The sequence below is a fragment of the Burkholderia sp. IMCC1007 genome (assembly GCF_027257875.1).
Lineage (GTDB): Bacteria > Pseudomonadota > Gammaproteobacteria > Burkholderiales > Burkholderiaceae > Burkholderia.
Map to the genome: position 1 here is coordinate 12,184 of NZ_JAPVQY010000060.1, position 13,563 is coordinate 25,746.

A 13,563-nucleotide genomic window follows, 5' to 3' on the forward strand; every position below is an offset into this window, starting at 1 on the left:
ACAGCGGCTCAGGTCGCGGCGGCCGGCCGGTTCTGCGTGCTGATCTGCGCGAGCATGTGCGATGCGATCTGCGTGCTGCGCACGAGATCGCCCGGCGTGTGATGTATCGCTTGCCGATGGATGAAATAGCGCGCGGTATGCGCGAGCCCGCTCGCGAGCGGGGTCGTCGCGCGCCAGTCGAGCCGGCGTCGCGCCGCGTCGAGGTCGGGGCGGCGCTGACGCGGGTCGTCCGAGGGCAGCGGCCGGAACTCGATCGCGACCGGCGTGCCGACGATGCGCACGACTTCGCGCGCGACATCGATCATCGCGATCTCGTCGTCGCTGCCGAGATTCACCGGCTCGCACGCATCGCCCGGTTCGTCCATCAGGCGGATCAACGCGTCGACCATGTCGTCGACGTAGCAGAACGAGCGCGTCTGCTTGCCGTCGCCGTACACCGTCAGCGGCTCGCCGGCGAGCGCCTGCGTGATGAAGTTCGACACGACGCGACCGTCCGCCGGATGCATGCGCGGCCCGTACGTGTTGAAGATCCGCGCGATCCGCACGTCGACGCCGTACTGGCGGTGATAGTCCATGAACAGCGTTTCCGCGCAGCGCTTGCCTTCGTCGTAGCATGCGCGCACGCCGATCGGATTCACGCGCCCGCAGTAGCGCTCGTCCTGCGGATGCACGTCGGGGTCGCCGTACACCTCGCTCGTGGACGCCTGCAGGATACGCGCCTTCACGCGCTTCGCGAGGCCGAGCAGGTTGATCGCGCCGTGCACGCTGGTCTTGGTGGTCTGCACCGGGTCGCGCTGGTAGTGCACGGGCGACGCGGGGCACGCGAGGTTGTAGATCTCGTCGACCTCGACGTACAGCGGAAACGTCACGTCGTGCCGCATCAGCTCGAAGTTCGGCGCATCGAGCAGGTGCGCGATGTTGTCCTTCGTGCCCGTGTAGAAGTTGTCGACGCACAGCACGTCGTGCCCGGCCGTCACGAGGCGTTCGCACAGGTGCGAACCGAGGAAACCGGCGCCACCGGTGACGAGCACCCGTTTGCGATCGTAGCCCTTCATCATGCATTCTCCTTGCGGTGCGCGAGGACGCCCGGCGTGGTCGCCACCGGCGTGCGGCGCGCGCTCGCCGCGGTGCCGGCGCGCTGCGGATGCGCGACGTCGCGGTAGATCTCGACGAGGCGATCAGCGACGCCGCGCCACGTATAGAGGCGGTGTGCGCGCAGATAGCCGGCGCGGCCGAGCGCATCGCACAGATCTGGTTGCGCGCGCAACTGTATGAGCCGCGCGGCGAGCGCGGCCGGATCCCGCGGCGGCACGAGAAAGCCGGTGGTGCCGTCGTCCACCGTGGTGCGGATGCCGCCCACGTTGCTGCCGATCACGGGCGCCGCGCACGCCATCGCCTCGACCGGCGTGATGCCGAACGGCTCGTACCACGGCGTCGTCACGAACACGTCGGCCGCGCTGTAGTACAGGTGCAGCGCGTCGCGGTCGCGCCGGCCGACGAAGATCACGCGATCGGCGATGCCTGCGTCGTGCGCGAGCCCGGCGAGCCGCGCGAGCTCCGGATCGCGCGCGGGGTCGGGTTCCGCCTGGCTGCCGCCGACGATGTAGAGCTGCGTCGGCCGTTGCGGGTCGCGCGGCATCCGTGCGAGCGCGTCGATCACGGTGTCGACCCCTTTGCGCGGCACGAGGCGGCCGAGCTGCAGTACGACGAATGCATTCCGCGCCCAGCCGAGCCGCGCGCGTGCATCCGCGCGCGGCACCGGGCGGAATTCGCGCGCGTCGAAACCGCACGGCACGATCTCGATGCGCGCGGCGTCCGCGCGATAGTGCGTCGTCAGGTCGAGCGCGTCCTGCGGACATTCGGCGATCAGCCGGTCGGAGCGGCGCGCGAGCGTATCCTCGATCGCGAAGCGCGCGTCCGGAAAGCCGTCGGCCGCGCCCTGGTGCAGGCGGCGCACGCGGCCGAGCGCATGAAACGTCGTGACGAGCGGAATGCCGAGGCGCCTTTTCACGCGCAGCCCGGCTTCTCCCGACATGAAGAAGTTCGCGTGCATCACGTCGACCGGATCCGGCTCGCGGCGCATGCGCGCGATCATGTAGTCGGCGAACGCGCCCATGTACGGGAGCAGCTGTTCCTTCGGCACGTCCGTGGCGGGGCCGGCCGGCACGTGGATCACGCGCATGCGCGCGCCGATCTGCACGACTTCCGGCAGGTGTGCATTGTCGCAGCGCGTATAGACGTCCACGTCGAGGCCGCGCTCGGCCAGTTGCTTCGCGACGTTCGCGACGTAGATGTTCTGGCCGCCTGCATCCACGCCGCCGATCACCCCCAGCGGTGACGCATGTTCACTGATCAACGCGATTCTTTGCATGGTGTTGCTCCCGATGTCGGAGGCCGCGCCGATGGGCCCCGTTGCGCACTCCCTCGGCAATCGCCATGCCCGGCGTTTTGCGGGTGAATCGGCCGCTCGATGCGCCGAAAAAATTACAACGCGTTGGATGAAAGGGCGTCTGATCGGGCCGCCGGAGGCCCGTGCGGCGGACAGTGCGCGGCACGCGACTTGCGCCAGCGGGGTGTCCGCCGGCGCTGCCGGCTTCATCAAAGGAGGTCACGATGAAGGTATTCCCGCTGCAAGCCCGCTCTCCGCGATTTCGTCGTCGTCCCGCGAAGCGCGTCGGCATGGCGCTGGCGATCGCCGCGGTAGCCGCCTGCACGGCGGCCGCGCCGAACGTGTTCGCCGCCGGCGACGACGACGCGGCCTCGTCATCGTCATCCATGTCGCATTCGAGTACCGGCACGAAGATTCACGACGCGACCATCACGACCAAGGCGAAGGCCGAACTGGTCGGCACGAGCGGCCTGTCGGCCGGCGACATTCACGTGAAGACCCGTCGCGGCATCGTGACGCTCACCGGCAGCGTGCCCGACGACCAGCAGCGCGCGCAGGCGGTCAGCGTGGTCAAGCAGATCGACGGCGTGCAGGACGTGCGCAACCAACTGACCATTCGGCCCAAATAACGACGCCCCCTGACAGGAGTCCAGTGATGAACTGCATGCTCAAACCGGTCGGCGAGCAGACGATCGTGATCACGGGCGCCACGAGCGGTATCGGCCTCGTCACCGCGCGCAAGGCGGCACGGCGCGGCGCGAAGCTGGTGCTGTTCGCGCGCAACCAGGAGGCGCTCAACACGCTGTGCGACGAAATTCGCCAGCACGGCGGCCTCGCGGTGGCGGTGGCCGGCGACGTCGGCAACGTCGAGGATCTGCAGCGCGCGGCCGCGCAAGCGGTCGAAACCTACGGCGGCTTCGATACGTGGGTCAACAACGCGGGCGTGTCGATCTTCGGCACGGCGGCCACCGTGCCGCTCGAGGACCAGCGCCGGCTGTTCGATACCAACTACTGGGGCGTCGTGCATGGTTCGCTCGTCGCGTCCGATCATTTCCGGCGCAAGAGCGATTTCCACGGCGGCGCGATCATCAACATGGGCAGCGAGGCGTCGGATGCGCCCGTGCCGCTGCAAAGCGCGTACGTCGCATCGAAGCACGCGGTGAAGGGCTTCACCGATTCGCTTCGGCTCGAGCTGGAGTCGGATCGCTTGCCCGTCTCCGTCACGCTGATCAAGCCGGCCGCGATCGACACGATGTTCGTGATGCACGCGAAGAACTACATGAACGTCGAGGCGAAGCTGGCGCCGCCGATCTACGACCCCGATCTCGTCGCCGACGCGATCCTGTTCGCGGCCGCGCATCCGCGCCGCACGCTGTTCGTCGGCGGCGCCGCGAAGTTCACGTCGGCGAGCGCGTACCACGCGCCGCGGCTGTTCGATCGCTTGGCGGCCACGCTGTTCTCGCGCGGCCAGCGCACGGTGCGGCCCGCACGGCCGCGCGACGACAACGCGCTGTACGAATCGCGCCACGCGCTGCACGAGCGCGAGGGCATGGAAGGGCCGGTGCTGCGCGCCTGTGCCTACAACGCGGTGGTGCAGCGGCCGAAGGTCGCCGGCGCGGTCGCGCTCGGCGCGGCGGCGCTGGTGGTCGCCGCGCTCGCGCGTGCGCGCCGCACTCCGGTGTAAGCGGCGCGCGTCATTTCATCCATCATCCGAAGGAGGTTTCCATGACATCCCGACAACATACGGGCCACGAACACAGCCACTCGCGTGCGCACGAGGGCGAGCGCACGCAGCAGGATCACGACAAGGGCGGCCACCAGACAGGGCACGGCAAGGTGCCGAGCCCGGTCGACGTGCAGAAGGCGCTCAAGGGGATGGACTACCCCGCGAGCAAGGCGGACGTGGTCCAGTGCGCGGAGCGTTCGCATGCGGACCCGAGCGTGCTCGACATGCTGCGCCAGATACCCGATCGCGAATACAGCACGCCGGCATCGGTGTCGAAGGAACTCGGGCGGCTGATGTGAGCGCCGCCGCGTCGCGTCGCACGCGCCTGCGCGCGTGCGGCGCTCTACCGTCACGAGGAGGATGAGCATGGCGATGATCGTCGCAGGCCGCTTCACGACGTTCGATGAAGCGGAAGGCGGGGCGCGCCGCCTTTACGAGCGCGCGTTCGCGCCGGACGACGTGTCCATCTTTTTCCTGAACCCCGGCGGCCAGCACGCGCGCTTTCCGATCGGCGGCGACGTATACGCCGATACCGCCGCGAAACCGGGCGGCCGCGGCGCGGTGATCGGCGTGTTGCGCGGGTTGCTGATCGGCGTGATCTTCGGGCTGATCGTCTATGCGCTCGGGCTGCGCTACTGGTTCGTGCCGGTCGCCGGTGCGCTCGCGGGCGCGTACCTCGGCGCGTTCGGCGGCGCGCTCGGCCGGATGCGCGGCGAGCAGGCCGAAGGCAAGGGCACGCTCGCGCACACCGAGACCGGCGTGATCCTCGCCGCGCGCGTGACGGCCACGACCGCTGCCGCCGCGGAGGACGTGCTGCGTGCCACTGGCGCGCAGGCGATCGAGCGCGTCGAAGGCGACTGGCAGGACGGCGAATGGCGCGACTTCGACCCGGTGCGCCGACCCGACGGCACGACGCAGGGCACCCCGCGCTGAGCCCGCGCGGCGGAATCGGCCACGTCCTTTTTCTGCATGCGTTTGCAACACGGCGCGCGCGCCGTGCGCACGGCCGCGGGCGAGCCGGCGCGCCGCGCGCGGCACGCCGCTTGCGCTGCACTCGCGACACCCGCTCAAGGAGGAATCCATGACTACGTCACACACCCCGCCGCCCCAGAAGCAGACGCAGCAGCCGGGCCGGGAGCAGCAGATGAATCCGAAGCCGCACGACGAGGCGGCCGATTACGTCGGCAGCGGCAAGCTGTCCGGCAAGGTCGCGCTCGTGACGGGCGGCGACAGCGGGATCGGCCGCGCGGTCGCGATCGGTTTCGCGAAGGAGGGCGCCGACGTCGCGATCGTCTACCTGAACGAATCCGACGATGCCGCGCACACCAAGCACCTGATCGAGCAGGTCGGCCGGCGCTGCGAGGCGATCGCGTGCGACGTCGGCGATCGCAAGCAGGCGCGCGACGCGGTGGCGCGCACGGTCGATCGGCTCGGCCGGCTCGACGTGCTGGTGAACAACGCAGGCGAACAGCATCCGCAGTCGGGTATCGAGGACGTCACCGAGGAACAGCTCGAGCGCACGTTCCGGACGAACATCTACGGGATGTTCTTCTGCACGCAGGCCGCGCTGCCGCACATGAAGCAGGGCGGCCGCATCGTCAACACCGCGTCGGTGACCGCGTACCACGGCAATCCGAAGCTGCCCGACTACTCGGCGACCAAGGGCGCGATCGTCGCGTTCACGCGCTCGCTGTCGCTCGAACTGGCCGAGCGCGACATCCGCGTGAACGCCGTTGCGCCGGGCCCGATCTGGACGCCGCTGATCCCGTCCACGTTCAGCCCCGAGCAGGTGTCGAAGTTCGGCTCGAACGTGCCGCTCAAGCGCCCCGGTCAGCCGGACGAACTGATCGGCTGCTACGTGCTGCTCGCCTCGGAAGGCGCGAGCTACATGACGGGACAGACGTTGCATCCGAACGGCGGCTCGATCGTCGGCGGCTGACGGCCATCCCCATGCAAGGAGAAAGCGCATGAAACAACCCAACTGGACGATCGCGGCGGTTGCCGTGGGCGTACTCGCCGTGTCGGGACTCGCGCATGCCCAGATGCCGAGCGAGCCGCCGGCATCCAATTCGCATGTGCCGAGCGGCGTGATCAATCCGTCGTCGGGCGCGGGCGCCGGCGACGCGGGCATCGCGAAGGCGCCGCAGGGTGGCGACGCGGAATTCGTCGACAAGGCCGCGATAGCCGGCAAGGCGGAGGTGGAGGCCAGCCAGCTCGCGCTGAGGCAGGCGCAGTCGCCGGACGTGCGTGCATTTGCGAAGCGCATGGTCGCCGATCACGGCAAGGCGAACGCGAAGCTCACCGAGATTGCGGCGGCCAAGGGCATGAAGCCGCAGGCCGACCAGATCAAGGACCCGGACGTCGAGGCGCTGCGCGGCAAGTCGGGCCACGACTTCGACGTCGCGTATCTCGCGGCGGCCGGCCCCGATGCGCACAAGAAGGCGATCGCGCTGTTCGAAGGCGAGGCGCGCGATGGCCAGGACGCGCAGCTGCGCGCGTTCGCCAAATCCACGCTGCCGACGCTCAAGCATCACCTGAGCATGGCGCAGCAGGCCGAACGCAAGGTGGGTGCGCAATAACGCGCGCCCGGTTCACCCCCAGGGCCGCGCGTGCGGCCCGCTTTTTCGGAGAAGCAGTCATGGCCCAACGGCAATCGAAGCACGAAGGCATCCTCGAACTGCTCTGCCAGGCTTACGAGACCGAGCTTGGCGGCGCGAAGATCTACGAGGCCGCGATCCAGTGCGCGACCGACGAGGACCTGCACAAGGAATGGGAGAAGTACCATCGCGAGACGCTGCACCACCAGGAAGTGCTGCAACAGGTGTTCAAGAAGCTCGGCCTCGATCCGAATACGAAGTCGCCGGGCCGTAGCGCGGTCGAAGCTACCGGCAAGTCGCTGGTGCAGGTGATCGAGCAGGCGAAGAAGCAGGCCGATCCGGCCGTCGCGCAGGTCGTCGCGGCCGAGTGCGTGGTGCTCGCCGAGACCAAGGATCACCTGAACTGGGAGCTGATCGGCTACGCGGCCGACCAGTTGCCCGACGGCGACGCGGCGAAGGCGCTGAAGGCCGCGCACGACGAAGTCGAGGCCGATGAAGATCATCACCTGTATCACACCCGCGGCTGGGCGCGTGAAATGTGGATCCAGTCGATGGGCTTCAAGGCGGTGCTGCCGCCGCCGGAAGAAGTGAAGAAGGTCGAATCGGCCGCGGATGCGGCGCGCGCCGAAAAGTCGCGCGGCAAGATGATGTAACGACACACCTGGCTTCACCTGCCCTCGGCCGGGCCGTGGCGCTTGCGCGGCGGCCCGGCTTTCCGCCTTCCGTTTCGTCGATTTTCATATCGGTTGCGTACGCAACCAGTTGCGACGCGCCTCGTCAGCTCAGCAAATCCGCGGCCATCACGATCACCGACGCCGCCATCAGCACGACCGCCAGCCATCCGAAGCACTTCGACACGAAGCCGGTGCCCGGCTGCCCCTCGGCATCGCGGCGCTGCGCCAGCAGCATCACGAGCCCGAGCATCGGCACTGCGGCGATGCCGTTGAGCACGGCGCTCCAGTACAGCGCCTTGATCGGATTGATCGGGCTGAAGCAGATCGCGATGCCGACGATCACGCACAGCGCGAGGACCGTATAGAACCCGGGCGCGCGCCGTACCGGCTCGTTCAGCCCTTCGCGGAACCGCCACGCTTCGGCACAGCCATACGCGGCGCTGCCGGCGAATGCAGGAATGGCGAGCAGCCCGCAGCCGACGATGCCGAACGCGAACACGAGAAACGCCGCTTCGCCGGCGATCGGCCGCAGCGCTTCGGCTGCCTGCGCGGTCGAGCCGATGTCATGCTTGCCGTGCGTGAAGAACACCGCCGCGCCGATCACCATGATGCAGAACGACACCGCATTGGTCACGATCATCCCGGTCCACGTATCGATCGTGATGCGCCGCTCGGTCTCGCGGCGCGCGCCCGGCGCGCATGCCGCCTCGCCGTTGCGGCGCTCGGCCTGCGTCTCCTCGACCTCGAGCGCCGCCTGCCACACGAACAGGTACGGGCTCAGTGTCGTGCCGAGCACGGCGACCGCCGTCGTCGCATAGTCGTGCGTGAACGCGATGTGCGGCAGCACGAGCGCATGCAGCAGGCTGCCCCAGTCGACGTGGACGAACGCGAGTTCGATCACGTACGCGAGCAGGCCGAGCGTCATCCATTTGAGCCAGCGCGCGTAGCGTTCGTAGGACATCAGCACCTGCAGCGCGAGCGACGCGAGCCCGTAGACCGGCGCATACCAGTAGCTGCGGCCGCCGGCGACGAGCGCGGTCGCGTCGCCCATCGCGGCGAGATCCGCGCCGACGTTCACGACGTTGACGATCACGACCATGGCGACCAGCGCCTTGGCGAGCGTGTCGGAGAAGTGCTCGCGGATCCCCGCGATCAGACCTTTGCGATTGCTGCGGCCCACGAATGCCGACGCGAGCTGCACGACCACCATCATCGGCAGCGTGACGACGATCATCCACAGCATGTGGAAACCGAACTGGCTGCCGGCCTGCGCGTATACCGCGACGTTGCTCGGATCGGCGTCGGAGGCGCCCGCGAGCAGGCCGGGGCCGAGGCGCCGGTACCACGGCTTCGCGGCGGCCGGGCTCGGCGCCGGCTCGGGCCGCGCGTCGTCGCCGCGCAGGTCGCTCATTCGGCGTCTCCTCGTGCCGCTTGCGGCCCGTCGCGCGCGTCGTCGTGGCCGCGTGCGAGGCGCGCCGCGGTGCGCAGCGCATCGACGAGCGTCCGGTACGCGCGTTCGCGCGAATCCGCGCCGCGCGTGCGCAGCACGTACGACGGGTGATAGGTCGCGACGACCAGGCAGCCTTCGGGCGAGCGCACCGGCGTGGGCGTGCGCTCGAGCGTCGCGGCGTTGTCGTGCAGCACCGCGCGCAGCGCCGTCGCGCCGAGCGCGACGATCACGCGCGGGCCGAGCGCATCGAGCTCACGCTCGAGCCAGTAGCGGCACGCGGCGACCTCGCGTTGCGCGGGCGTCTTGTGCAGCCGCCGCTTGCCGCGCGGTTCCCATTTGAAGTGCTTGACCGCGTTGGTCAGGTAGACGCTCGCGCGTTCGATCCCGGCGTCACCGAGCGCGCGATCGAGCACGTGGCCCGCCGCGCCGACGAACGGCACGCCCGCGCGGTCTTCCTGGTCGCCCGGCTGCTCGCCGACCAGCACGATCCGCGCATCGACGGGGCCGGCGCCCGGCACCGCCTGCGTCGCGTGCTCCCACAGCGTGCAGCGGCGGCATGCGTCGAGCGTTTTCGGGGCGACGTCGTCGCCCGCCTCGGCGGTTTTCGCGGCCGGTTTGGTGGTCATCCGGCGCTCCCGGTGCGGGCCGGGCCGCGGCGCGGACGCGCCCGCGCAGCGTCGCGTGCCGGCCTGGCGACGGCACGCGAACCGAAGGCCGTGGCGGCCCCGAATGACGGCATCACGCGCATCTGCGGCTCCCGTGGTCGATGATCCCGACGTGCAGCAACCGGCATGCCGGATGCAGTCGCTATGGGCGCGCAGCTTGCGCCGGGGCCGCATCCGATCACAGGGAGAAGGCGATGCAAATCCACCCCGGCGACGATCCGTCCGCCGACGACGTGCTGCTGTGGCGTTCGCCCGATAGCGTGCCGCCGCGCCCGCGCCGCGTGCTGGTTGTCGACGACTATCGCGACGCGGCCGACGCGCTGCAGTTGCTGCTCGAGGCGCGCGGCTTCGAGTGCCGCGTCGCGGACGATCCGTTTTCGGTCTGCGATCTCGCGCGCGACTGGCAGCCGTTCGCGATCGTGCTGGACATCGCGATGCCGGGCCTGGACGGGTTGCAGCTCGCGACGCGCCTGCGCGGCGACCCGCGCACCGGCGACATGCTGCTGGTCGCGTGCAGCGCGTTCGCGTCGCAGCGCGATCGCGAACGTGCGCGGGAGGCGGGCTTCGACGCGCACTGCGCGAAGCCGCTGACGCCGCACCGGTTGCTGCGTTATCTGGAATCCGCGAGCGACGGCTGGCGTTGATGCGCGGCCGGCAGGGCCATTACACGGGCGTTGTAAAACGGCGGCGGGCGCGGGGTTCGGGCGGGTTCAGGCGTTCAGGCGGGTTCAGGCACGTTCAGGCGTTCAGGCGCGCAGCGTACGCGGTCCGGCGCAGCGCCCCGCAGCGAACGCGAGTGCGCCGGCGACGACGCGCTGCGGCATCGCGCGTAGCCGCCCCGGCGCCGGGGCCGGTAACGCCCGGCTGGGTGGGCCACGGTCGAATCGGGCACAATACCGGGCATCTGAAAGACCGGAGACGTGCCCCGTGGGAATCAACTTCGATTTGACCGACTTGCAGGCGTTTCGCGCGGTGGTGGAGCTCGGCAGCTTCCGCAAGGCCGCCGAGTCGATCAGCATCTCGCAGCCCGCGTTGAGTCGCCGGATCGACAAGCTGGAGGAAGCGCTCGGCGTGCGGCTGTTCGAGCGCACCACGCGCAGCGTCACGCTGACCACCGTCGGCCGCGTGTTCGCGCCGAGCGCCGAGCAGTTGCTCGACGATCTCGACGTCGCGCTGCTCGGCATCCGCGACGTGTCGTCGAGCCGCCTCGGCCATGTGACGATCGCGTGCGTGCCGTCGGTGGCGTACTACTTCCTGCCGAACGTGATCGCGAGCTATCACCGGCGCTTTCCGCGCATCCGCGTGAAGCTGCTCGATGCGAGCGCGAACGAGGTGCTGAGCGCGGTGATCAGCGGCGAGGCCGATTTCGGCGTGAGCTTCATGGGCAGCCAGGAGCCCGAGATCGACTTCAAGCTGCTGCTGCAGGAACGGTTCGTTGCCGCGTGCCGGCGCGATCATCCGCTCGCGCGCAAGAAGCGCGTGACGTGGGCCGAGCTCTACGCGCACGAGTACGTGTCGGTGGACAAGACGTCCGGCAACCGCCTGCTGCTCGACCAGGCGCTGACGGCCGTCGCGCCGCCCACGCCGAGCGTGTGCGAGACGCGCCACGTGACGACCATGCTCGGCCTCGTCGAAGCGGGCCTCGGCGTCGCCGCGGTGCCGTCGATGGCGATGCCCGGGCACGACCATCCGCTGCTGACGAGCGTCCCGCTCGTCGAGCCGGTGGTGAAGCGCCGCGTGGGGATCGTGAAGCGGCGCGGGCGCGCGCTGACGCCGGCCGCGGAGGCGTTCCACCAGGCGATCGTCGACGCGAAGCGCGGCGCCGCCGCACCCCGCGCCGCAGCGAAATGAACGACGTCACGACTACGACGATGACGTCCCGCATCACCGCCCGCACGTCGGGAACGGCCGCATCGTGACGCTCGCCAGACCGCTGCGTTCGCTCTACGTGCAGGTGCTGCTCGCGATGGCGCTCGGCGTGAGCGTCGGCCACTTCTGGCCGTCCGTGGGCACGCTGCTCAAGCCGCTCAGCGATGCATTCGTCGCGCTCGTGCGGATGATGATCGCGCCGATCGTGTTCTGCACGATCGTGTCCGGCATCACGTCGCTGGCGAACGGGCAAGCGATCGGCCGCACGATCGTCCGCGCGCTGGTGCTGTTCTATCTGCTGACCGCCGCCGCGCTCGCGTTCGGGCTCGTCACCGCGTTCGTGCTGCGGCCCGGCGCCGGCATGCACGTCGACGTGCGCCATCTCGATGCGAGCCTGCTCGTGCAATATGTGCGGCATGCGCAGCCGCACGGGTTCGTCGAGTTTGCGCTGAACGTGATCCCCGACACGATGCTCGGCGCGTTCCAGAAGGGCGAGGTGCTGCCCGTGCTGCTGCTGTCGCTGCTGTTCGGGTTTGCGCTGAATGCGTATCCGCAGGCCGGCCGCCCCGTGCTCGCGCTGATCGACGGCGTCGCGCAGATCGTCTTTCGCGTGCTCGCGATGATCATGCGGCTCGCGCCGCTCGGCGCATTCGGCGCGATGGCGTTCACCGTGGGCCGCTTCGGCATCGGGTCGGTCGGCTCGCTCGCGCGGCTGATCGCGTCGTTCTACGTCGCGTGCGTGCTGTTCGTCGCGCTGGTGCTCGCGCCGCTCGCACGCGTGCACGGGTTCGCGTTGTGGCGGCTGTTGCGCTACATCCGCGAGGAATTGCTGATCGTCCTCGCGACGTCGTCGACGGAACCCGTGCTGCCGCGCCTGATCGTCAAGCTCGAGGCGCTCGGTTGCGACAAGGGCGTCGTCGGCCTCGTGCTGCCGGCCGGCTACTCGTTCAACCTGGACGGCACCGCGATCTATCTGACGCTCGCCGCCTTGTTCATCGCGCAGGCGTGCGACGTGCCGCTGTCCGCGCCGCAAATCGCGGCGATGCTAGCGGTGATGCTGCTCACGTCGAAGGGGGCGGCCGGCGTGTCCGGCAGCGGGCTCGTCGCGCTCGTCGCGACGCTCGCGGTGATGCCCGACCTGCCGGTGGCCGGCGTCGCGCTGCTGATCGGCATCGACCGCTTCATGTCCGAGGCGCGTGCGCTGACGAGCGTGATCAGCAATGCGTGCGCGGTGATCTTCGTGTCGTCGTGGGAGGGGGCGTGCGATCGTGCGCGACTCGCACGGATGCTCAGCGCGATCGGGCCTCGATACCCGAACGGCGGCGACGATGCCGGGGCCGATACCGGGCGCGACGGGAACGCGGCATGACGCACGCGTGCCCGTCGCGCGGGTTCAATGGGCGACGACGGAATCCAGCCCGGTCGACTTCACTGCCGGCTGCACGTCCGGCGACGCGAGATAGTCGAGCAGCGCCTTCGCTTCGGCCGGATGCTGCGCGCCGACGGGGATGCCGGCCGCGAAACGCGTGACGGACTGCAGCGCTTCGGGAATCTTGCCGACGTAGGTCGCGCCCTTCACGGGCAGCAGTTCGCTCACCTGCTGGAAGCCGATCTCGTAGTCGCCGTTCGCGACCACCGATGCGACCGGGATCCGCGGAATCATTTTCGCCTTCGACTTCACCTGGTCCTCGATGCCGAGCTTCTTGAACAGCTCGCGCTCGATGTAGACGCCGCTCGCGCTGTCCGAGTACGCGATCGATTTCGCGTGCAGCAGCACTTCCCTGAGGCCGTCGGCCGTGCCGATGTCGGGTTTCGCCGCGCCTTCGCGCACGACCATGCCGATCCGCGAATCGGCCAGCTCGACGCGCGAGCCGGGGATGACCTTGCCTTGCTTGATCAAGTCGTCGAGCGCGTAGCCGACCATGATCACCGCGTCGGCCGGTTCGCCGCGCGCGAGCCGGTTCGGAATCGCTTCGGGCGACTTGCCCATCGAGGGCCCAAGCGCGGTGTCGAGCGTGTTGCCCGACTGCGCTGCGAAGCGCGGGCCGAGCACCTTGTACGCGGCGGTGAAACCGCCCGAACTCATCACGTGCAGCTCGGTGGCATGGACGTTCGCGGCGACGGCGGAGGTGGCGACGAGCGCGGTCGCGCACAGTTTCAGCAGCAGGTTTTTCATTTTCATGGTCAGGGTCG

General features: G+C 69.4%; 16 protein-coding genes. 10 read left to right on the forward strand and 6 right to left on the reverse strand.

Annotation, left to right across the window (positions count from 1 at the left end; genetic code table 11):
• Positions 1-8: 8 nt before the first annotated feature.
• The 3 genes from O1Q03_RS33095 to O1Q03_RS33105 are packed head-to-tail and all read right to left on the reverse strand — an operon-like array spanning position 9 to position 2,777.
• On the reverse strand, positions 9-1,055 hold the full coding sequence (locus O1Q03_RS33095; RefSeq protein WP_269509008.1) for a UDP-glucuronic acid decarboxylase family protein: 1,047 nt from the start codon (positions 1,053-1,055) through the stop codon (positions 9-11).
• Entirely contained in the window at positions 1,055-2,371 is a 1,317-nt protein-coding gene (locus O1Q03_RS33100; RefSeq protein WP_269508931.1) for a glycosyltransferase family 4 protein, read from the reverse strand. The genes O1Q03_RS33095 and O1Q03_RS33100 overlap by 1 nt, the downstream gene beginning before the upstream one ends.
• Entirely contained in the window at positions 2,346-2,777 is a 432-nt protein-coding gene (locus tag O1Q03_RS33105; protein WP_269509016.1) for a hypothetical protein, read from the reverse strand. The genes O1Q03_RS33100 and O1Q03_RS33105 overlap by 26 nt, the downstream gene beginning before the upstream one ends.
• Between O1Q03_RS33105 and O1Q03_RS33110 the strand changes: the two genes are divergently transcribed.
• From O1Q03_RS33110 to O1Q03_RS33140, 7 genes are all read left to right on the forward strand, one after another.
• The gene (locus O1Q03_RS33110) at positions 2,680-3,018 is read left to right on the forward strand and encodes a BON domain-containing protein (RefSeq protein ID WP_269509010.1); all 339 of its coding nucleotides are present in this window, start codon (positions 2,680-2,682) and stop codon (positions 3,016-3,018) included. The genes O1Q03_RS33105 and O1Q03_RS33110 overlap by 98 nt on opposite strands.
• A gap of 26 nt (positions 3,019-3,044) precedes the next feature.
• Entirely contained in the window at positions 3,045-4,073 is a 1,029-nt protein-coding gene (locus tag O1Q03_RS33115) for an SDR family oxidoreductase (RefSeq protein WP_269508933.1), read from the forward strand.
• A gap of 41 nt (positions 4,074-4,114) precedes the next feature.
• On the forward strand, positions 4,115-4,414 hold the full coding sequence (locus tag O1Q03_RS33120) for a DUF2795 domain-containing protein (protein ID WP_269508935.1): 300 nt from the start codon (positions 4,115-4,117) through the stop codon (positions 4,412-4,414).
• Positions 4,415-4,481: 67 nt separating this feature from the next.
• On the forward strand, positions 4,482-5,048 hold the full coding sequence (locus O1Q03_RS33125; protein ID WP_269508937.1) for a hypothetical protein: 567 nt from the start codon (positions 4,482-4,484) through the stop codon (positions 5,046-5,048).
• Positions 5,049-5,196: 148 nt separating this feature from the next.
• Positions 5,197-6,054, forward strand: coding sequence for an SDR family oxidoreductase (locus O1Q03_RS33130; RefSeq protein ID WP_269508939.1), 858 nt, complete (start codon positions 5,197-5,199; stop codon positions 6,052-6,054).
• A gap of 28 nt (positions 6,055-6,082) precedes the next feature.
• A complete protein-coding gene (locus tag O1Q03_RS33135; RefSeq protein ID WP_269508941.1) occupies positions 6,083-6,694 on the forward strand; it encodes a DUF4142 domain-containing protein in 612 nt (203 codons plus the stop codon).
• Positions 6,695-6,753: 59 nt separating this feature from the next.
• Positions 6,754-7,365, forward strand: coding sequence for a DUF892 family protein (locus O1Q03_RS33140; protein WP_269508943.1), 612 nt, complete (start codon positions 6,754-6,756; stop codon positions 7,363-7,365).
• 124 nt (positions 7,366-7,489) lie between these two features.
• On the opposite strand, the gene O1Q03_RS33145 is transcribed toward O1Q03_RS33140, so the two are convergent.
• Both O1Q03_RS33145 and O1Q03_RS33150 read right to left on the reverse strand, forming a co-directional pair.
• Positions 7,490-8,797, reverse strand: a complete 1,308-nt coding sequence (locus O1Q03_RS33145) for an NRAMP family divalent metal transporter (RefSeq protein ID WP_269508945.1) — start codon at positions 8,795-8,797, stop codon at positions 7,490-7,492.
• A complete protein-coding gene (locus tag O1Q03_RS33150) occupies positions 8,794-9,462 on the reverse strand; it encodes a UdgX family uracil-DNA binding protein (protein WP_269508947.1) in 669 nt (222 codons plus the stop codon). The genes O1Q03_RS33145 and O1Q03_RS33150 overlap by 4 nt, the downstream gene beginning before the upstream one ends.
• Before the next feature lie 233 nt (positions 9,463-9,695).
• Here O1Q03_RS33150 and O1Q03_RS33155 point away from each other — a divergent pair, with 233 nt between their 5' ends.
• From O1Q03_RS33155 to dctA, 3 genes are all read left to right on the forward strand, one after another.
• Positions 9,696-10,145 carry a response regulator gene (locus tag O1Q03_RS33155; protein WP_269508949.1) on the forward strand — a complete coding sequence of 150 codons (450 nt, stop codon included), beginning with the start codon at positions 9,696-9,698 and terminating at the stop codon, positions 10,143-10,145.
• 283 nt (positions 10,146-10,428) lie between these two features.
• Positions 10,429-11,352, forward strand: coding sequence for a LysR family transcriptional regulator (locus O1Q03_RS33160; protein WP_269508951.1), 924 nt, complete (start codon positions 10,429-10,431; stop codon positions 11,350-11,352).
• Between the two features lie 64 nt (positions 11,353-11,416).
• Positions 11,417-12,739, forward strand: a complete 1,323-nt coding sequence (gene dctA / locus O1Q03_RS33165; protein WP_269508953.1) for a C4-dicarboxylate transporter DctA — start codon at positions 11,417-11,419, stop codon at positions 12,737-12,739.
• A 24-nt stretch (positions 12,740-12,763) separates the two neighbouring features.
• Here dctA and O1Q03_RS33170 read toward each other — a convergent pair whose 3' ends face one another.
• Positions 12,764-13,546, reverse strand: coding sequence for a substrate-binding domain-containing protein (locus tag O1Q03_RS33170; protein ID WP_269509012.1), 783 nt, complete (start codon positions 13,544-13,546; stop codon positions 12,764-12,766).
• Positions 13,547-13,563: the final 17 nt, after the last annotated feature.